Origin of the sequence: Streptomyces glaucescens (assembly GCF_000761215.1) — a bacterium.
Taxonomy (GTDB): domain Bacteria; phylum Actinomycetota; class Actinomycetes; order Streptomycetales; family Streptomycetaceae; genus Streptomyces; species Streptomyces glaucescens_B.
The window spans coordinates 142,906-157,141 of the sequence record NZ_CP009439.1 but is presented as its reverse complement, the minus strand read 5'-3'; the positions used below and the strand labels follow the sequence as shown (position 1 = coordinate 157,141).

11 protein-coding genes and 3 pseudogenes are annotated in these 14,236 nt (G+C 69.7%); 8 read left to right on the top strand and 6 right to left on the bottom strand.

Features of this window, described 5'->3' with window-relative positions; translation table 11 throughout:
- The first annotated feature begins 56 nt into the window (after positions 1 to 56).
- Entirely contained in the window at positions 57 to 224 is a 168-nt protein-coding gene (locus SGLAU_RS35465) for a hypothetical protein (protein ID WP_159072854.1), read from the top strand.
- On the opposite strand, the gene SGLAU_RS32645 is transcribed toward SGLAU_RS35465, so the two are convergent.
- Positions 199 to 408 (bottom strand): LysE family transporter, encoded by a 210-nt coding sequence (locus SGLAU_RS32645; RefSeq protein WP_244315389.1) that lies wholly within the window; start codon positions 406 to 408, stop codon positions 199 to 201. The genes SGLAU_RS35465 and SGLAU_RS32645 overlap by 26 nt on opposite strands.
- Before the next feature lie 514 nt (positions 409 to 922).
- Here SGLAU_RS32645 and SGLAU_RS32640 point away from each other — a divergent pair.
- Entirely contained in the window at positions 923 to 1,342 is a 420-nt protein-coding gene (locus SGLAU_RS32640) for an SSI family serine proteinase inhibitor (protein ID WP_043507566.1), read from the top strand.
- A gap of 261 nt (positions 1,343 to 1,603) precedes the next feature.
- Here the strand turns inward: SGLAU_RS32640 and SGLAU_RS34270 are convergent.
- Together SGLAU_RS34270 and SGLAU_RS32630 are read right to left on the bottom strand one after the other, a co-directional pair.
- Positions 1,604 to 1,882 (bottom strand): annotated as a pseudogene (locus SGLAU_RS34270) (leucine zipper domain-containing protein); the annotation flags it as partial.
- Between the two features lie 204 nt (positions 1,883 to 2,086).
- Entirely contained in the window at positions 2,087 to 3,055 is a 969-nt protein-coding gene (locus SGLAU_RS32630) for a transcriptional regulator (RefSeq protein ID WP_208869024.1), read from the bottom strand.
- Positions 3,056 to 3,348: 293 nt separating this feature from the next.
- On the opposite strand from SGLAU_RS32630, the gene SGLAU_RS32625 reads away from it, so the two are divergent.
- From SGLAU_RS32625 to SGLAU_RS37060, 4 genes and pseudogenes are all read left to right on the top strand, one after another.
- Entirely contained in the window at positions 3,349 to 3,924 is a 576-nt protein-coding gene (locus SGLAU_RS32625) for a hypothetical protein (RefSeq protein ID WP_052414199.1), read from the top strand.
- Between the two features lie 112 nt (positions 3,925 to 4,036).
- A complete protein-coding gene (locus tag SGLAU_RS35460; RefSeq protein ID WP_159072853.1) occupies positions 4,037 to 4,189 on the top strand; it encodes a hypothetical protein in 153 nt (50 codons plus the stop codon).
- Positions 4,162 to 4,704, top strand: coding sequence for a winged helix-turn-helix domain-containing protein (locus SGLAU_RS34265; protein WP_078958117.1), 543 nt, complete (start codon positions 4,162 to 4,164; stop codon positions 4,702 to 4,704). The genes SGLAU_RS35460 and SGLAU_RS34265 overlap by 28 nt, the downstream gene beginning before the upstream one ends.
- Positions 4,705 to 4,745: 41 nt before the next feature.
- Positions 4,746 to 5,302: pseudogene (locus SGLAU_RS37060) on the top strand (YfbM family protein).
- Positions 5,303 to 5,329: 27 nt separating this feature from the next.
- Here SGLAU_RS37060 and SGLAU_RS34735 read toward each other — a convergent pair.
- Together SGLAU_RS34735 and SGLAU_RS32605 are read right to left on the bottom strand one after the other, a co-directional pair.
- A protein-coding gene (locus SGLAU_RS34735; protein WP_099052977.1) for an IS5 family transposase occupies positions 5,330 to 6,138 on the bottom strand; the annotation gives its coding sequence in 2 pieces (ribosomal slippage) (positions 5,330 to 5,784 and positions 5,784 to 6,138; 810 coding nt in all).
- Between the two features lie 26 nt (positions 6,139 to 6,164).
- Positions 6,165 to 6,998, bottom strand: coding sequence for a tyrosine-type recombinase/integrase (locus SGLAU_RS32605; RefSeq protein WP_052414198.1), 834 nt, complete (start codon positions 6,996 to 6,998; stop codon positions 6,165 to 6,167).
- Positions 6,999 to 7,503: 505 nt separating this feature from the next.
- Here SGLAU_RS32605 and SGLAU_RS32600 point away from each other — a divergent pair.
- Together SGLAU_RS32600 and SGLAU_RS32595 are read left to right on the top strand one after the other, a co-directional pair.
- Positions 7,504 to 12,192, top strand: coding sequence for an ATP-binding protein (locus SGLAU_RS32600; protein ID WP_159072852.1), 4,689 nt, complete (start codon positions 7,504 to 7,506; stop codon positions 12,190 to 12,192).
- Positions 12,193 to 12,271: 79 nt separating this feature from the next.
- Positions 12,272 to 13,710: pseudogene (locus SGLAU_RS32595) on the top strand (helicase associated domain-containing protein); the annotation flags it as partial.
- Between the two features lie 66 nt (positions 13,711 to 13,776).
- Here SGLAU_RS32595 and SGLAU_RS32590 read toward each other — a convergent pair.
- Positions 13,777 to 14,118 (bottom strand): hypothetical protein, encoded by a 342-nt coding sequence (locus SGLAU_RS32590; RefSeq protein ID WP_043507560.1) that lies wholly within the window; start codon positions 14,116 to 14,118, stop codon positions 13,777 to 13,779.
- Positions 14,119 to 14,236: the final 118 nt, after the last annotated feature.

The window sequence follows — 14,236 nt, the reverse complement described above, 5'->3', positions numbered from 1 at the left end:
GGCCATCGAACGGCGACAGGCGCGAGCTGCCGCCAAGCAAGCCTGGCGCCACGCCCTTGAGAAAGAAGACCCTGGTCAAGGGAGCGGCTGAAGACGACCCGACCAAGCACATCACCCCGATGGGCCTGGGGGTCCACCTCGACGACGCCGTCGCCTGTGGCCTGCTCGCGACCGGGAGCAGCCCCTACGACCTGCACGTTACCGACGCCGGACTGGCCTTTTGACCGCGTCATACACCGACGGGGAACGGGCAGCGACCGCCGACAGCCCGACGGCGGCGGCGAGCATGTGGACGCACAGCCCGGCCTGCGCACCCAGCGCGGCCACCCGCCCCTTCGACGGATGCTCGGCAGCCGCCCTCGCCACCACGAGGAAGTCTGGGCCGGGGACCACGTACGCCACCAGCATCACGCCGAGGAAACCGATGAGGCCGACCGCTATGCGCCCTCCTTCGTCCGCCCGCCAGTCCGGCCGCACCGCGGTTGACCACCCGTCAGGGCGTGGGGGACGGCGCCATGCGCTTCCCGTACCCGCGGACGGCCCGGCCAGGCCCCGCGCCCCCGACGACAGACCTCCCGGCCTGCGATTCCGCTTCCGGAGTGCCGTTCTTGCGGAGATAGCGGCGCTATTCGGTCAGCTTGGATGGATGTTGGGTGAACGCGTCGCGACGGAGAGCAGGTCAGCGACCTTCGCACGGCTGGCACGCCGCGGTATCACGGTGCGTCAAGAGGTGATCACGTACTGCACGCAACCCGCCTGAGCTGCCTGAACGACCATTCGGTCGCCGATAATCGAACGGGTTGTCTGTAAATCGGTCATGGATGTGCACGCAACTTTCACACCCGACAGACTCTGCGACGTACAGCCTACAAAGCACAGGCAAGTCCAGCCTCTGCCCTTCAAATCGAAAGAGAGTGTCGCCGTGCGTCGCCACATCGCTGCCGTCTCCGCCGCTACCCTTCTGACCCTGGCCTGCGCCGCCGGTGTCGCGGAAGCGCAGCCCACCAGCCTGTACGCCCCCTCCGCCGTGGTCCTCACCGTCGCCCAGGGCGGGGAGGACGGCACCGTCGTACGGGCGGCCACCCTCAGCTGCGCGCCGACCGCGCAGGGAACGCACCCCGACCCGGAGGCCGCCTGTGCGGCCCTCGCCGCCACCGCCGGCACCCTCGACACGCTCCTGGCCACGCCGGACACCGACCGCGCCTGCCCGATGCACTACGACCCCGTCACCGTCACGGCGGACGGCGTGTGGCAGGGCAAGCGCATCTCCTGGAAGCACAGCTTCTCGAACGCGTGCGTCATGGCCACGACCCTCAACGGGAACGCCCTCTACGCGTTCTGATCCCTCCACCACACCCAGGCCCGGGTCACGGACGGAAGCGGGCGCCCTTCGCGGGCGTCCGCTTCACCGTATGGGTCCGGTGCCGAGGACCGGGCCTCAGGCCGGCACTTCGGCCGGGAGCCCGTCGTGGCCACCGCCTCCCACACCACCCGGCGGCGGGCCTGCAGGCCGAAGGTCAGATGGGCCACGCCCCAGGCCGCGCTCCTGCAGACCAAGCTTTTGCAGACGGCGGCGAGCCGGTCGGTCAGGGCCGCGTTGGGCGGCCAGCCGCAGCGGTCCGATGCGGTGCTCACGCCGCAGCCGCACCACCTGTTCCTCCACGGCGGCCGGGGTCCGACGCGGCGAACGAAGGGGCCGGCTGAAGCGGTCGTGCATCCCGGCCTCACCGTGTCGGCGGTAGCGCCCCGCCCAGCGGGCAGCGGTGGTGTGGCTGACCTGGAAACGTTCCGCGGCCCGCCGCAGCGGCCATCCGTCGTCCACGACACACCGGGCCAGACGCAGCCTGCCGGTCGGCGTCAGCGGGGCGTTACGGTGGGACACGAGGGCCTCCTGGCGTTCGGCGGTAGATGTCGCAATCCACACCGAACCCAGAAGGCCCTCACCCTTTCAAGCACCCAGCACGCGTGTCACCAACGTCCCGGGACAACACACCTAGGGCCGCCGCCCCACAGCCGTAGGCCCGCGCGCCTTCTTCCCGGGCCGGGCCAGCGGGGAAGGCTCCGCCCGGCACGGTGTGCAACCGCCTTATCCGGCCGGTGCGTTCACCCCGGGCGCGGTGCGGCGGAGGTAGGCGTCCAGGCCCGGCAGGCCGGGCCGGGCCCCGGCGACCTCGGCGGTCAGCGCTCGGACCGAGGGGCGGCGGGCCTCGGCGGGTGCGGCGAGCTCCACCAGGCGCAGCTGGGTGAAGGCGCCGGCCGCATCGTCGGCGTCGAGCAGGGCGCGGGCGGTGTCGGTGGCGGCCCGGGCGCGGCGCTCGGCCGTCGGCAGCTGCCCGGCGTCCAGGCGGGCGGCGTGGGCGAGGGCGGTGTCGAGGTCGCCGAGGTGGCGGTGGATCCCGATCCGGTACAGCGTGCACTGGCCGGCCGACAGCTGCAGCGGCCGGCCGCCGGCGTGCGGGCGGCGGGCGAGCCGCAGTGCCGTCTGGTCGGCCTCGTCCGCGAAGTCCCGGGCGGTGGAGGTCTGGTGGGCCTGGGCGGCGGTGTAGGCGGCGGTGAGCTCCACCATGCCCGCCGCGTCCAGCTCGGCGGCCGAGGGCCGTGGGCCGGCCGTCAGGTGGGCGCGCGCCTCCTTCAGCAAGGCGAGAGCCTCGGGGGTGCGGCCGGTGCGGCGCAGCGGGGTCGCACCCGCGCGGGCCGCCGCGGCGAGCACCACCGCGTTCCCGGACCGGCGGGCCGCGGCCCCGGCCAGGCCCGCGTACGCGCCGGCCGCGCCGGTGCGGCCCTGTTTGACGGCCAGCTGGGAGGCCAGCACCCACACCCAGGCCGCCCGGGCGGCGCCCGCCGGACCCGCCTCGACACCGTGTTCGGCGCCGTCCAGGAGCAGCGGCAGCAGCCGGCCGAGCCGTTCGTAGGCGCCGGCGGCGAACAGCGCGCGGACCGCGGCGAGTTCGGCGTCCGACACCGCCGGGTGCTCGGCGGACCGCGCCGCCGGCGGCCGTACGACCACCGCGGCACCCAGCACAACTCCCGCGCCCAGCAGGCTCCGCCGCTCCATCTGCTCCCCCTCCTCCGCGGCCTCCCCGAACGCCGGGGCGCCGTCACGACCGTACGGCCGGTCCCACAGGCGCCGGCAGGGCGCACACCAGCCCGCCACCGCGCGCCCCCACCCGAGCAGCTGCCCGCCGCCGGACGGCCGTTCAGGCCCGGGCGGCGTCGAGGCCGCCGGCGCCGGACGAGCACTTTTTGGACGTTGTCCGCGCACCCCAGCGGATCACCGCCCGGTTCGGCAGACTGACAGGCAATGAACGCCGCCTCTGTACGCCAACTGGCACTGACCTGGGGGAACTTGTGATCACCCGGCGCTTCCTCGACGACGACGGTGAGCTGGCACAGCACCTTGCCCAGCAGCTCAACCTTCCGCTGGACTGGCCCGAGGGCAAAGGGCTGACCGCCGGGCACGTCGCGAAGATCGCTTCCGCGGCAGCCTGCGACGTCTCCTACAACCAGGCAGCCAACGGTCATCTGATCGACCTCTTCGCCGCCCTCCCCCTGCCGGGCACGCCCGACGGCGACAAGTTCTGGGTGGCGCTGGGCAATGCGGGGGGCGATGCCGCCCTGTACATCGACCCCGGCAACATGGGCGGCCCGTCCTTCGACCGCCTGGCCAGGGGAAACGAAGCGGGCATCGCCGACCGTGTGCTCAGCTTCCTGGCCGAGCTCGACGACCAGCAGCGCGACGCCGTGACCACGGTGATCGGCGACGCACTGGCCCATGACACGCTCGTCGCCGGCGGTCGCTACCTCGGGCAGCTGTGGCTGCGTGACGCCGAGACCACCGCCTGGCATGTGCTGCTCGCCAAGCGCCGGCTGCACGAGACGCAGGACGACCGCAAGCGATTCTTCGACGCGTGGGGCAACGCCTGAGCGGTACGGCGGGGCGCGGTGTGACGGGTTGTCGCCGGTGTCGTTGAGCGTGCGGGGCGGTGTGCCGCTCCCCCGCCGTCCTGCTCGTTGATCCTGCTGTTGGGGGCTGCCCGTGCCGGTCCTCACCGCCGCCCCGCCCGTCACCGCACCCGGGACGACGGTGCTGAGCCCCACCGCGGACCGCCGCCTCGTCGAACAGGCCGTGGTGACGGGGGCGTTGCAGGGCGAGGAGCCCGAGTGTTTCGTGCGCATCGACATCCCCTAGCCCGGCTGCCTGCTCCAGTACACCGCCTGGTCCGCCGGCGGCGAGCAGCTTGGCGACCACATCGACCGGATCTCGCCCTCGCCGCCGGACTCGACGCCTGGTCCTGGATCGAGATCCTCGAACGCCATCTCCGCCTCACCCCCGCGGCCGGATCGAGATCCGCACCCCCCCTGCGCCCCGTCCTCGCCGACGTCGAGGACGGCATCGCCGCACCCGACCCCGGCGACCGCTGGAAGGTCACCTGGCGCCAAGGGCCCGGCGACGACCGGCCCCTGGCCGAGCGGATCACCTCGCTCATCACGCAAGACGAGCTCGCGGTCGGGGCCGTATTCCCCAGCGAGTCCAAGCTCGCCGAACGCCTCGGCGTCTCCCGGCCCAGCCTCCGCAAGGCACTGGCCCAGCTCGAGGCCTCCGGCATCCTCGCCGGCGGCGGCCAGGGCAAACAGCGCACCCTACGGTCCCTCCCGCCCGGAGAAGACCCCCACCCGGCGGCTCCCAGCGGCGAACAGCCATAAGACGCCGTTTCTTATGGCTGTTGAGCGGGGAGCCGACGGACATGGCCGGAGGCTTGTCGGCGCCTGCGGCTAGCGTCGTGCCCATGGGTATCCACTGCGAGTACGTTCGTCTGTCCCCTGCCGAGCTGCGGCGGTCGTTGAGTGATCCTTCCTGGGCGCAGGAGCACATCGATGAGCTGGGCGATGCCTGGGCCGAAGGAGAGCCGCTGTCACCCGAGAAGGCACCGTTCTTCAGCATCGAGAAGGCGTGGCACAAGCTGCACCACCTCCTTGCCGCCCACGGCGGCATGCCGGTCGACATCATCCACGGAGGGGTCGAGCTTCCGCTGGAGGACGAGTTGGACTACGGACCCGCCCGCTATCTGAGTCCCGAGGACGTCGCCCGGGCCGGCGGCTTCCTCGCCGCCACACCGTTCGGCGAACTCGCCGGCACTACGACATGGCCGCCATGCGCCGTGCCGAGACCTATCTCCTGCCGGAATCCGACGCCGAGGTCCCCGCGGACCTGGCCACCTTGCAGCACCGCTATGAGGAGCTGACCCGGTTCTTCTCCGCTGCCGCCTCAGCAGGCGACGCCGTCGCCCTCATGCTGGCCTGACCCGGCTCCGGCCCCGCCTGGACTGCTTCACCTGGCCAGACGGCGGTACCCGATGAGGGCGGCGGCGAGGCCGACGAAGGCCAGGAAGTGCTCGGCCGTGCGTTCGTAGCGGCGGTGAAGGCGGCGGCAGCCAGCCAGCCAAGACACCGTCCGCTCCACCACCCAGCGGTGCCGGCCCAGCCGGGCGGAGGACTCGATGCCCTTGCGGGCAATGCGGTGGCGGATGCCACGCTGGCGGAGCCATTTCCGCAGGTGGTCGTAGTCGTATCCCTTGTCGGCATGAAGTCTGGCCGGGCGCCGGCGGCGGGGTCCGCGCCGGGAGCGGATGGGTGGGATGCCGCGAACCAGTGGCTCCAGGGCCTGGCTGTCGTGCAGGTTGGCGCCGGAAATGCCCAGTGACAGCGGCAGCCCGTTGCGGTCCGTGATGAGGTGGATCTTCGATCCGTTCTTGCCGCGGTCGGTCGGATTCGGTCCGGTCAGTGGCCCCCTTTTGCGGCCCGCACACTGACCGAGTCGATCGCGCACCGCGACCAGTCCAGCTCACCTCGGGCGCCGAGTTTATCCAGGATGATCCGGTGCAGCCGAGCCCACACCCGAGCCCGGCTCCACTGGGCGAAGCGCCGGTAGACCGTGGGCCAGGCCGGCCCGAACACCGGGGGCAGCTGCCGCCAGGTGCAACCCGAGGCGGCCACGAAGATGATCGCCGCCAGGCATTCACGGTCCCCAGCCCGACACCGCCCACCGCCCTGCGGGCGTGCGACCTGCGTCGGCGGGACCACCCGCCGAAACAGCGTCCACAACTCGTCCGGCACCAACCGCTCCACCAGATCCGTCATGTACGGCTCAACGAACGATCACGCCATCAGAAACGATGTCTAAGTCCCCCCAGCCGCACCCGCCCCGCAGAGAGCGGCAGCGAGCAGCAGACCGGCACAACGAAGAAGGGGCCGGCCGTTGGCCGGCTGGGGCCCGCCCCTGTCGGGGCGTCGGCGGGGCGCGGGGCCGGGCCCCTGTCGGGGCCCGCGGGTGTCGGGTGCGGGTCCGGGGCCGTTGGCCCCGGCGGGGTATGGCGGGGCGGGTGTCGTACGGTCCGGAACAGCCGTACGGCAGCTGCGGCCGGGTACGACATCGCCCGGCCCAGCGGCTGGCGGAACAGGTTCACGAAGACCATCTCCGACTCCGCAGCCTCGGCCACGTCGTCGCGTTCGTACTGGTAGTCGGTGTAGAGGGCCACGAGGTCGGCGGTGACCGGCACGAAGCGGTGATGCCGGGACTTCGCCAGAGCCCGGTTGGGGTTGTCCACGCGGCGGCGGACATGCACGTGCGGGCCATCCACGCCGCAGCCCACAGCGCGGGAGGAGGCCAGCAGGTGCATACCACCTCGGTGCAGCCCGAGCGCCTCACCGATCCGCAGCCCCGTACACGCCAGCAACGCGATCAGAAAACGATCCCGGGCACTCGGAGCCGCATCGATCATCCGGCGGATCTGCTCACCGCTGAGGTCCTCATAGCCCGGCTCGGTGACCTTGAAGCGGAACACGGCCGCCCCGACCGGGCGCCGCCGGCCCGACTCGCCGGTATCCAAGCCGGGCGGGGTGAAACGCAGCAACTTCGGCCGGGACAGCAACGCCGTCGTCTCAGCCGGCACCCAGCCGTGCACAGCGCCGAACCGCAGGAACTCCCCCACCACCGTCATGACCGCGTTCGCCGTCCCCCGGGAGCGGTAACGGACCGGACCCGGCCGCACCTGGCCGACCCGGTGCTGGACAGGGGTCTCGACCAGCCACCGCTGCAGCCCGGACCAGATCCAGGAAGCCGGGGATCCGCCAGTCCAGCCGCCGCACCCGGCAGTAACTCAAGTACAGAGCCACCCGCCCCGCATACGCGCGCTCGGTATTCGGCGAACACCCCCGCGCCCGCAACGACGCAAGGAACGCCACCGCCTCGGTCTGCAGATCAAACGAACCGGCGTCGACCACCACCCACCGCACCACACCGGTCACCGGAGGAACGGCACGCTCTGCCACAAAGTCGGCATCCACGTAACAAATACAACCATCGCCCACACAACGGCGTACGGCCCTCCGGCCAGCACCATCACCGCAGGCGACAACCAGAACAAACATCCCTCATCCGTGACACTCCCCCGAGATAATGGATGTGTCTGAGCCTGCAGGTAGGCGTGAGCGAGGAGAGCCGCGGTGAGTGAGGCAGCACGGGCAGACGCCGGGGGCAGCGCCGGGGCAGGTGGCTTCGACTACCAGCATCGCGTGGCCGCCTGGCTGGCTGTCGCCGCTGTAGCGGCCTCCGCCTCCCCCGGCGTCCAGGGGCTGTGGACCGGAACTGTGGAACGGATTGCCTGCGAAACCGGCGAACCCGTCGACGACTGCCGAGTGCACACCTCCGATGGCCGGACACTAGCGATCCAAGCAAAGCGATCAATCACGCTGTCTCAGGCGCGGGAGAGTGAACTCGGCAAGACCGTCAGGCAGTTCGTTCAGCAGCACCTCATGCCGGGCCATGATCAAGACCGGCTGGTACTCGTCACCTCACGTGATGCCTCAAAACCGGTGAGGAAGGACCTAGCGGAAGTTCTTGATCGTCTCCGTGACGCTCCTGCCGAGCAAGGCGTGGCGTCGCTTGTCTTCAACGGTGACCAGAACGATGCCTACAACAAGTTCATCGCTCACGCGATGCGGGAGTGGGCGAAGCAGCGCGGCGGCATGCCCTCAGCTGCAGAGCTGAGGACGTTCCTCGCCTGCTGCCACGTATGGGTCCTGGACGTCGAGCAGGGCGGTTTGGAGGAACGGGAGGCCCTCCGGACGCTGCGCGCGTCCGTGATCACTGATCCCGGCCAAGCGGACGCGGCGTGGCACATGCTGCTCAGTGCCTGTGCGCAGCTGGCCATCAATCATTCCGGTGCCGATATGAGGCAGCTGCAGCAGGCGCTGTCATCGGCTGGCATCGCGCTGGCCACGGCCCGAGACTTCACCTCGGATGTCCGCTGCCTGGTCAGGACCACGCAGGACGCACTCGATCAGCTGGGTCATGGCCTCACTACCGTCCCCACGCCGCAGGGACCTGTGGCCATTGCACGCACGGTCACAGGCATCGGAGCGACATCCCAGGAGGACTCGGTCCTCGTGGCTGGCGAGCCGGGTGCGGGAAAAACCGTGGTGTTGCACGAGTTGGCCCGGGGGGCCATTGCAGCAGGTCGGCCCGTACTTTTCTTGTCCGTAGCCGGCGTGGATGCCCGGAGTCTTGGCATGCTCCAAGCGGAACTCGACCTGCAGCATCCGCTCGTCGACGTTCTTGAGCAGTGGCAGCCCGGCAGCACCGGTCTTCTGGCGATCGACGCCCTGGATGCCGCACGCGTCGATGCCTCCACCGAGCTGTGGCGGTCAATCATCGCGAATGTCAACCGCCGGCTGCCGAACTGGCAGGTGGTCGCCTCCATCCGCACCTGGGATCTACAACACTCCCCCCAGCTGCGTGCCCTCTTTCCAGACGGGTCGGTACAGGTGGGTGATCTGACGGACGAAGAGGTCGCCCAGGTCACCGACCTCTTCCCCGCCTTGGGTGACCTTCTGAGCCAGGCTTCCGACCAACAGCGACGGCTGTTGCGCAATCCGTTCAACCTGCGCCTGGCTGCCGAACTCCTGCTGGATGGCGCAGCAGCAACGCAGCTACGCACAGCCGACAGCAGATTGGACTTGCTGGAGCGCTACTGGGAGGCGCGCGTCACCCGGGGAACCGAGGGCATCGCGAAAACGGCCCTCCTCGGCCGCTTGTGTGCAGCCGCGGTACAGGAGAGACGACTGGCCGTCCCCGCCCAGAAGATCTTGGAGGGCGACACCGCAGCGTCAGACGTCCTGCGGGCCCTCCTTTCCAGCTCGGTCCTCACGCAAGCTCCGACGATCATGGGTCCGACGGCCAACGGTCCCCTGCAATTCGCGCACCACGTGCTGTTCGACTACGCCGTGGCCGTCACCTACCTCGCCCAGTCCCTCGGCGGGCTGCAGGAGAGGCTGGACGCCGATCCGGACCTCTTGCTTTTCGCCCGGCCCAGCATCGACATGTACCTCCGGACGGCCTGGGCGCGAGACCCCGGCGTGTTCTGCGCGCTCGCTCTGGCCTTGATGACACTGCCCTCACCCGGGATGGCCGGCACGGCGATCGCAGGCGTCGTCACGGACGACTGCGATCAGGCAGCAGATCTGGAGCCGCTGCTCTCACCGGATCCGCGCGCCGAGGAAGGAGCGAAGCGAGTACTCGCAGCGATCGCTATCGCCGTCTCCCTCAAGCTGAAGGAAGGCAGTCTCCAGCATCCAGGTGTCTGGGCCGAGGTTGCTGAACGCCTCTCCCGGACACCTGCCCGGTCCCTCCCGGCGCTGGGTGTTCTGGTGACCGACCTGGCATCCCATCGGGCGGTGCTGGACGAACAGCAGTTGCGACTCTGCGGGCTGGCAGCGCGGCGCCTGCTGGAATATCTGTGGACCCAGCCACCAGCATCTGCTTCCCGGCTGGCCATCACAGCGGTGATTCAGACTGCAGCGAGTGACCTGACCGCGACCGAGACGCTACTCAGGCGCGCTGTGGAGTCGCCCCAGCTCGAAGAGCGCGGCTACAACGACCTCCTCTCCCTGACCAGCAAGGTCTCGGAGGGGCTGGATCTCCTGCCTGGCCTCATAGAAGACCTCTACGTGGCCGTGCTGGGCCACACCGAGACGTCCTCGGCCGACACCCAGATGGGCAGCGGCTCCGTGCTGACTCTCGTGTCCAATCGCCGGCAGGACTTCGACGCGGCCAAGTACCCCCTGACCGAGCGCTTCCCTACCGTCCTGCGCTCAGATCTCCCACGTGCTCTGGCGATCCTTACCCGCCTCACCAGCACTGGCCAAGATCTACCCGAGCATTCGGCTGTCCTGGGGGGCCGCACGTTCGTGGTCATCAAGGACGACTCACGTACGTGGGACTTCGGCTCCAGCTACACGCGCAATGACCCGTCGGCCCTCCTCGACGCGTATCAGGACTTCGCCGCCACTGCCACCGCCACTGAGGCGCAGGCGGTGTGCGAGGCGCTCGCTTCGGCTCCCCAGACGGGTGTCGTATGGCGACGCACCCTGCGTGCGGCGGCCGCCAACCCGGCGCTGGCAGCCTCCCTGATCCGCGAGCCGGCCGACGTCGTGACGCAGTTGCTCATCCCTGATCTGCTCGGGCCCGTCTGTGAGCTGATCGGCGCGCTGCATCCCACACTTGCGCCTGCCGAAGCTGCCCGCCTGGAAGCAGCGATCATCCCGCTCAGGCCAGACACCTCCCAGGAGAGAAGCCAGGCGCAGACCCGCCGGTACCAGCTGCTCGTTGACGCGCTCTCCGTGGAACACGTCACCGATCCATCACTGATGACGGACAAGAATGCACGAGATACCGATGCCGCCGCTGAGCGCCTGCCCTGGCCTGCTGCGCAGCCAACCGTAACCGGGGAGGAGTACCCTGCGGATGCCGAGCTGCGCATGCTCATCGCGATCCTGACCAGCTTCGGGAGCGCCTACCTCAACGGCATCGCCAGACCGGAAGACACAGCATCCGCTGAACGTACTGCCACCAGGCTGGAAGCAGCCCTGCAGCAGACGCAGTCTTCCCTCATCCGTGCGCAGGCGGAGGACGCTCTTGCCCGGGCTGCGGAGATCTGGACCCGCAGTACAGAAACGCCGCCGGCGACCTTGACCCACGCGCGCACCATCCTTCTTGCATCGGCAAAGAGCCCTCGGCCCAAGCCCACCCCGGAGAACGCCAACTTCGACCTGCTCCTCCCCCAGGGCCCCCGAGCTGATGCAGCTCGCGGCCTCGGCCAACTCGCCTACGTCCCAGCGCAGTACAGCCCGGAAGTCGCCCGAGCGCTGCTCGCACTGGCGGCAGATCCCGTGGGAGCCATCAGGCACACAGTGGCTCGCCTCACCCCGCTCGTAACGGTCAGCGACACGGATACGGCGTGGGAGATTCTCGAGCGCCTCGCTGCGCAGGACGGCGACGACGCTGTGCTAGCCGCCACGGTCACCACGGCATGCTTCCGCATGAATGACCGTCAACGCGGCGCTTCCATCTTGACCACCGTCATGGGACGTGCAACCCCGCATCCCGGCCGCGAGACTGCCGCCTCCGCCTGCGCCACCGCCGCCGGACTCCTCTGGGTCCAACACGCGACACCCCAAGCAGGCACGTCCCTCACCAGCATGATCACCCGCTGGCTGGACGACGGCACGTGGGCCGACTGCCTCCACCAACTGCGCGTCTCCGGAGCGCTCACCCACGCCAACGACACTGTCCGGCAACGTGCCCTCACACTCATGCAGCAACTCACCGAACCAGCTCTCGACAAGACCCGCCACGCTCTGGCCCAATGTCAGACCTCTACCGACGCCGAGCGGGAACAACTCAAGGACACCATCAGGCTCCTCGACAACGTCGCGTCACAGATTTACTTCGCCAGCGGTGGCGACCCCAACAGCCAGCCCCCAGCCGCACCGGAGGTCAGGCTCGTCGACGAAGCCGAGCCACTGATCAAGCTCCTATCGACGACCCCAGTCGCGGGTATCGCCCACCACCTCGTCGAAATGTCTGTGCGCATGATCGACCAGCGTCCACAGCAGACGCTCCTGACCGTCCGCGACATCGTCACCCAGGTAGGCGCACAAAGCGGCTACACCGCAGACACGCTCGGCGTGGGAGCCTGCGTCACCTTCGTGGAACGCATCCTCGCCGACCACCGCAGCCTTCTCCGCAACCCGGACAACCTCGCCGCCCTACGGCAGATCTGCGACGGCTTCATCGACGCCGGATGGCCCCAAGCCCACAAACTCGTCTTCGGCATCGAGCAGATCTTCCGGTAACCGTTCCAAAGCACCCCGCACCTTCATGGCGACCGCCCCTGAACCACACCAAACGTGCCCACCATTTCGCCAGCACTAGATAAAGGGCCTGCGCTCGCATGATGAGCGCCTGGTCGAGCAGCTCGCCTCCCGCGCGCTCACCAGCGGCAAGCGCAAGGTGCACGTCCGGCGCGACGAAGAGGGGCGGATCGTCGGGGCCGGCGGCGACGCTGACGGCGAGGACCAGAGCACGACGACACCCAGGCCGCCGCCGAAACCGCCCTGCTCCACTTCTCCAGCCCGCGCGACGCCGCGACCATCGCGGCCTTCCTACGCACCCGGGTCTACCGGCCCGAGTCCCTGGTCTGGCTGGAGGGCTACCAGGCCCTGCTGCGGTGGCGGGCGGAGCACGAGATCACCGGCCTCTACGCCGTGCCTTACGACACTGAGACCGAAGTGGGCGTGACAAAGTCGTTTCCGCTGGGGAGGTGGGTGCACCAGCAGAGGAAGGCCATGCGGGCGGGTGAGCTGGAGCCGCGCCGCAAGGAGCTGCTGGACGCGCCCGAGGCCGGGATGGTCTGGGAGCCTGGCGAAGAAACCTGGGAGACCAAGCTCGCCGCGCTGCGGTCGTACCGACGGGCCACCGGGCACCTCGCACCCCGCCAGGACGCGCTCTGGGACGACCCGGCCAGCGGCGGCCCCGTGCCGATCGGGCAGCACATCGCCAACCTCCGCCGCAAGGGCGGCCTCGGGAAGGCCCCAGAGCGGGCAGCGGAGCGCGCAAAGCAGCTGGCCGCGATCGACCCCGACTGGAACTGCCCATGGCCACTCGACTGGCAACGCCACCACCGCGTCCTCGCTGACCTGGTCGACGCCGACGGCAGCCTGCCCGACATCGCACCCGGGGTGTTGATGGACGGCGATGACATCGGGCGGTGGCTGGAGAGGCAGAAACAGCCGGCCAATTGGGCGCAGCTGTCGACCGAACAGCAGGAGCGGCTCTCCAAGCTGGGCGTGCAGCCCTTTGAGGCACCCTCTCCCGCCCCGGCGGGGCTCACTCCGGCGCTGGCCGCTCTCAAGGGCGCGCGCAAGGCCGGGGGCAAGGCGGAGGCGGCGTTCCAGCGGGGCCTGGCCGCCCTGACGCAGTGGGTGGAGAAGGAAGGGCAGCGGCCCGTCCCGCGCAGCACGGTCGTGGAGATCACGGTCGACGGCGAGGCGGAGCCGGTGACTGTGAAGCTGGGCGTGTGGCTCTCGAACACCAAGTCGAGGCGCGACAAGCTCACCGCGGAGCAGCTCGCCGCCCTCGCCGCGCTGGGCATGGAGTGGGCGGGCGCGGTGTCGGCCGCCGAGGCCGTCCCGCAGCCGCCCGCCCCGCGGTCGCCCGCCCCGCGGTCGGCAGCCCCGCGGTCGGCGGCCCCGGCGAAGCGGCCGGTGCGGAAGCACCACGAAGAGTGCGACACGGAGCTGTACGAGGGCGGGACCTGTACCTGCGACCTCATCGAGCGGTACGGACCGAACACCGAACGCGACGACTACTGACCCTGCTCCCGCACCGTGACCGTTCCCCGGACCTTTGGAGGCCGGGGAACGGCAAGCCAACCGTGCCTAGATTGCACGAAGCGCGGAGCTGATCCCCATGCCGTCAAGGTCGCTCACGAGCCTCCAGTAAACGTCGCTCTCGTAGAAGCTCGCTGCATCGCCGTTCCCCTCAGCGGGGTCGATCTTGTCCATCTCGGGGACGTCGTAGGCCACCGTGTAACCGGCCTCCGCGTCGTTCCACTGGACCCGGACCACCATGTCCGCTGTGCCGATGTCGTAATTGTCGTTCCCGTAGTTCTTAGCGATGTACTCGAACGGGTACGTGAACGTATAGCTGTCGTCCTTCTTGATCGACCGCAGGTAGTCCAGCTCGTTCTCGAAGCCATAGTTGTTCGACTCACTCCACATGGAAGGAGCGTAGTGCTCTGCACCTCTGCCAGAGTCGACACCATGGGCCAGCAGGCAAAGCGCTCGTAGACCGCGGAGCCCGTAGACGGTGCCTCCGCCCCGCGGTCCTGGAACACTT

Coding starts and splice junctions, on each gene's coding strand:
- SGLAU_RS32630 (WP_208869024.1), bottom strand. CDS start 3,055: ATGGAGCGGCGGAGCCTGCTGGGCGCGGGAGTTGTGCTGGGTGCCGCG.
- SGLAU_RS32590 (WP_043507560.1), bottom strand. CDS start 14,118: ATGTGGAGTGAGTCGAACAACTATGGCTTCGAGAACGAGCTGGACTAC.
- SGLAU_RS32605 (WP_052414198.1), bottom strand. CDS start 6,998: ATGACGGTGGTGGGGGAGTTCCTGCGGTTCGGCGCTGTGCACGGCTGG.
- SGLAU_RS32645 (WP_244315389.1), bottom strand. CDS start 408: ATGCTGGTGGCGTACGTGGTCCCCGGCCCAGACTTCCTCGTGGTGGCG.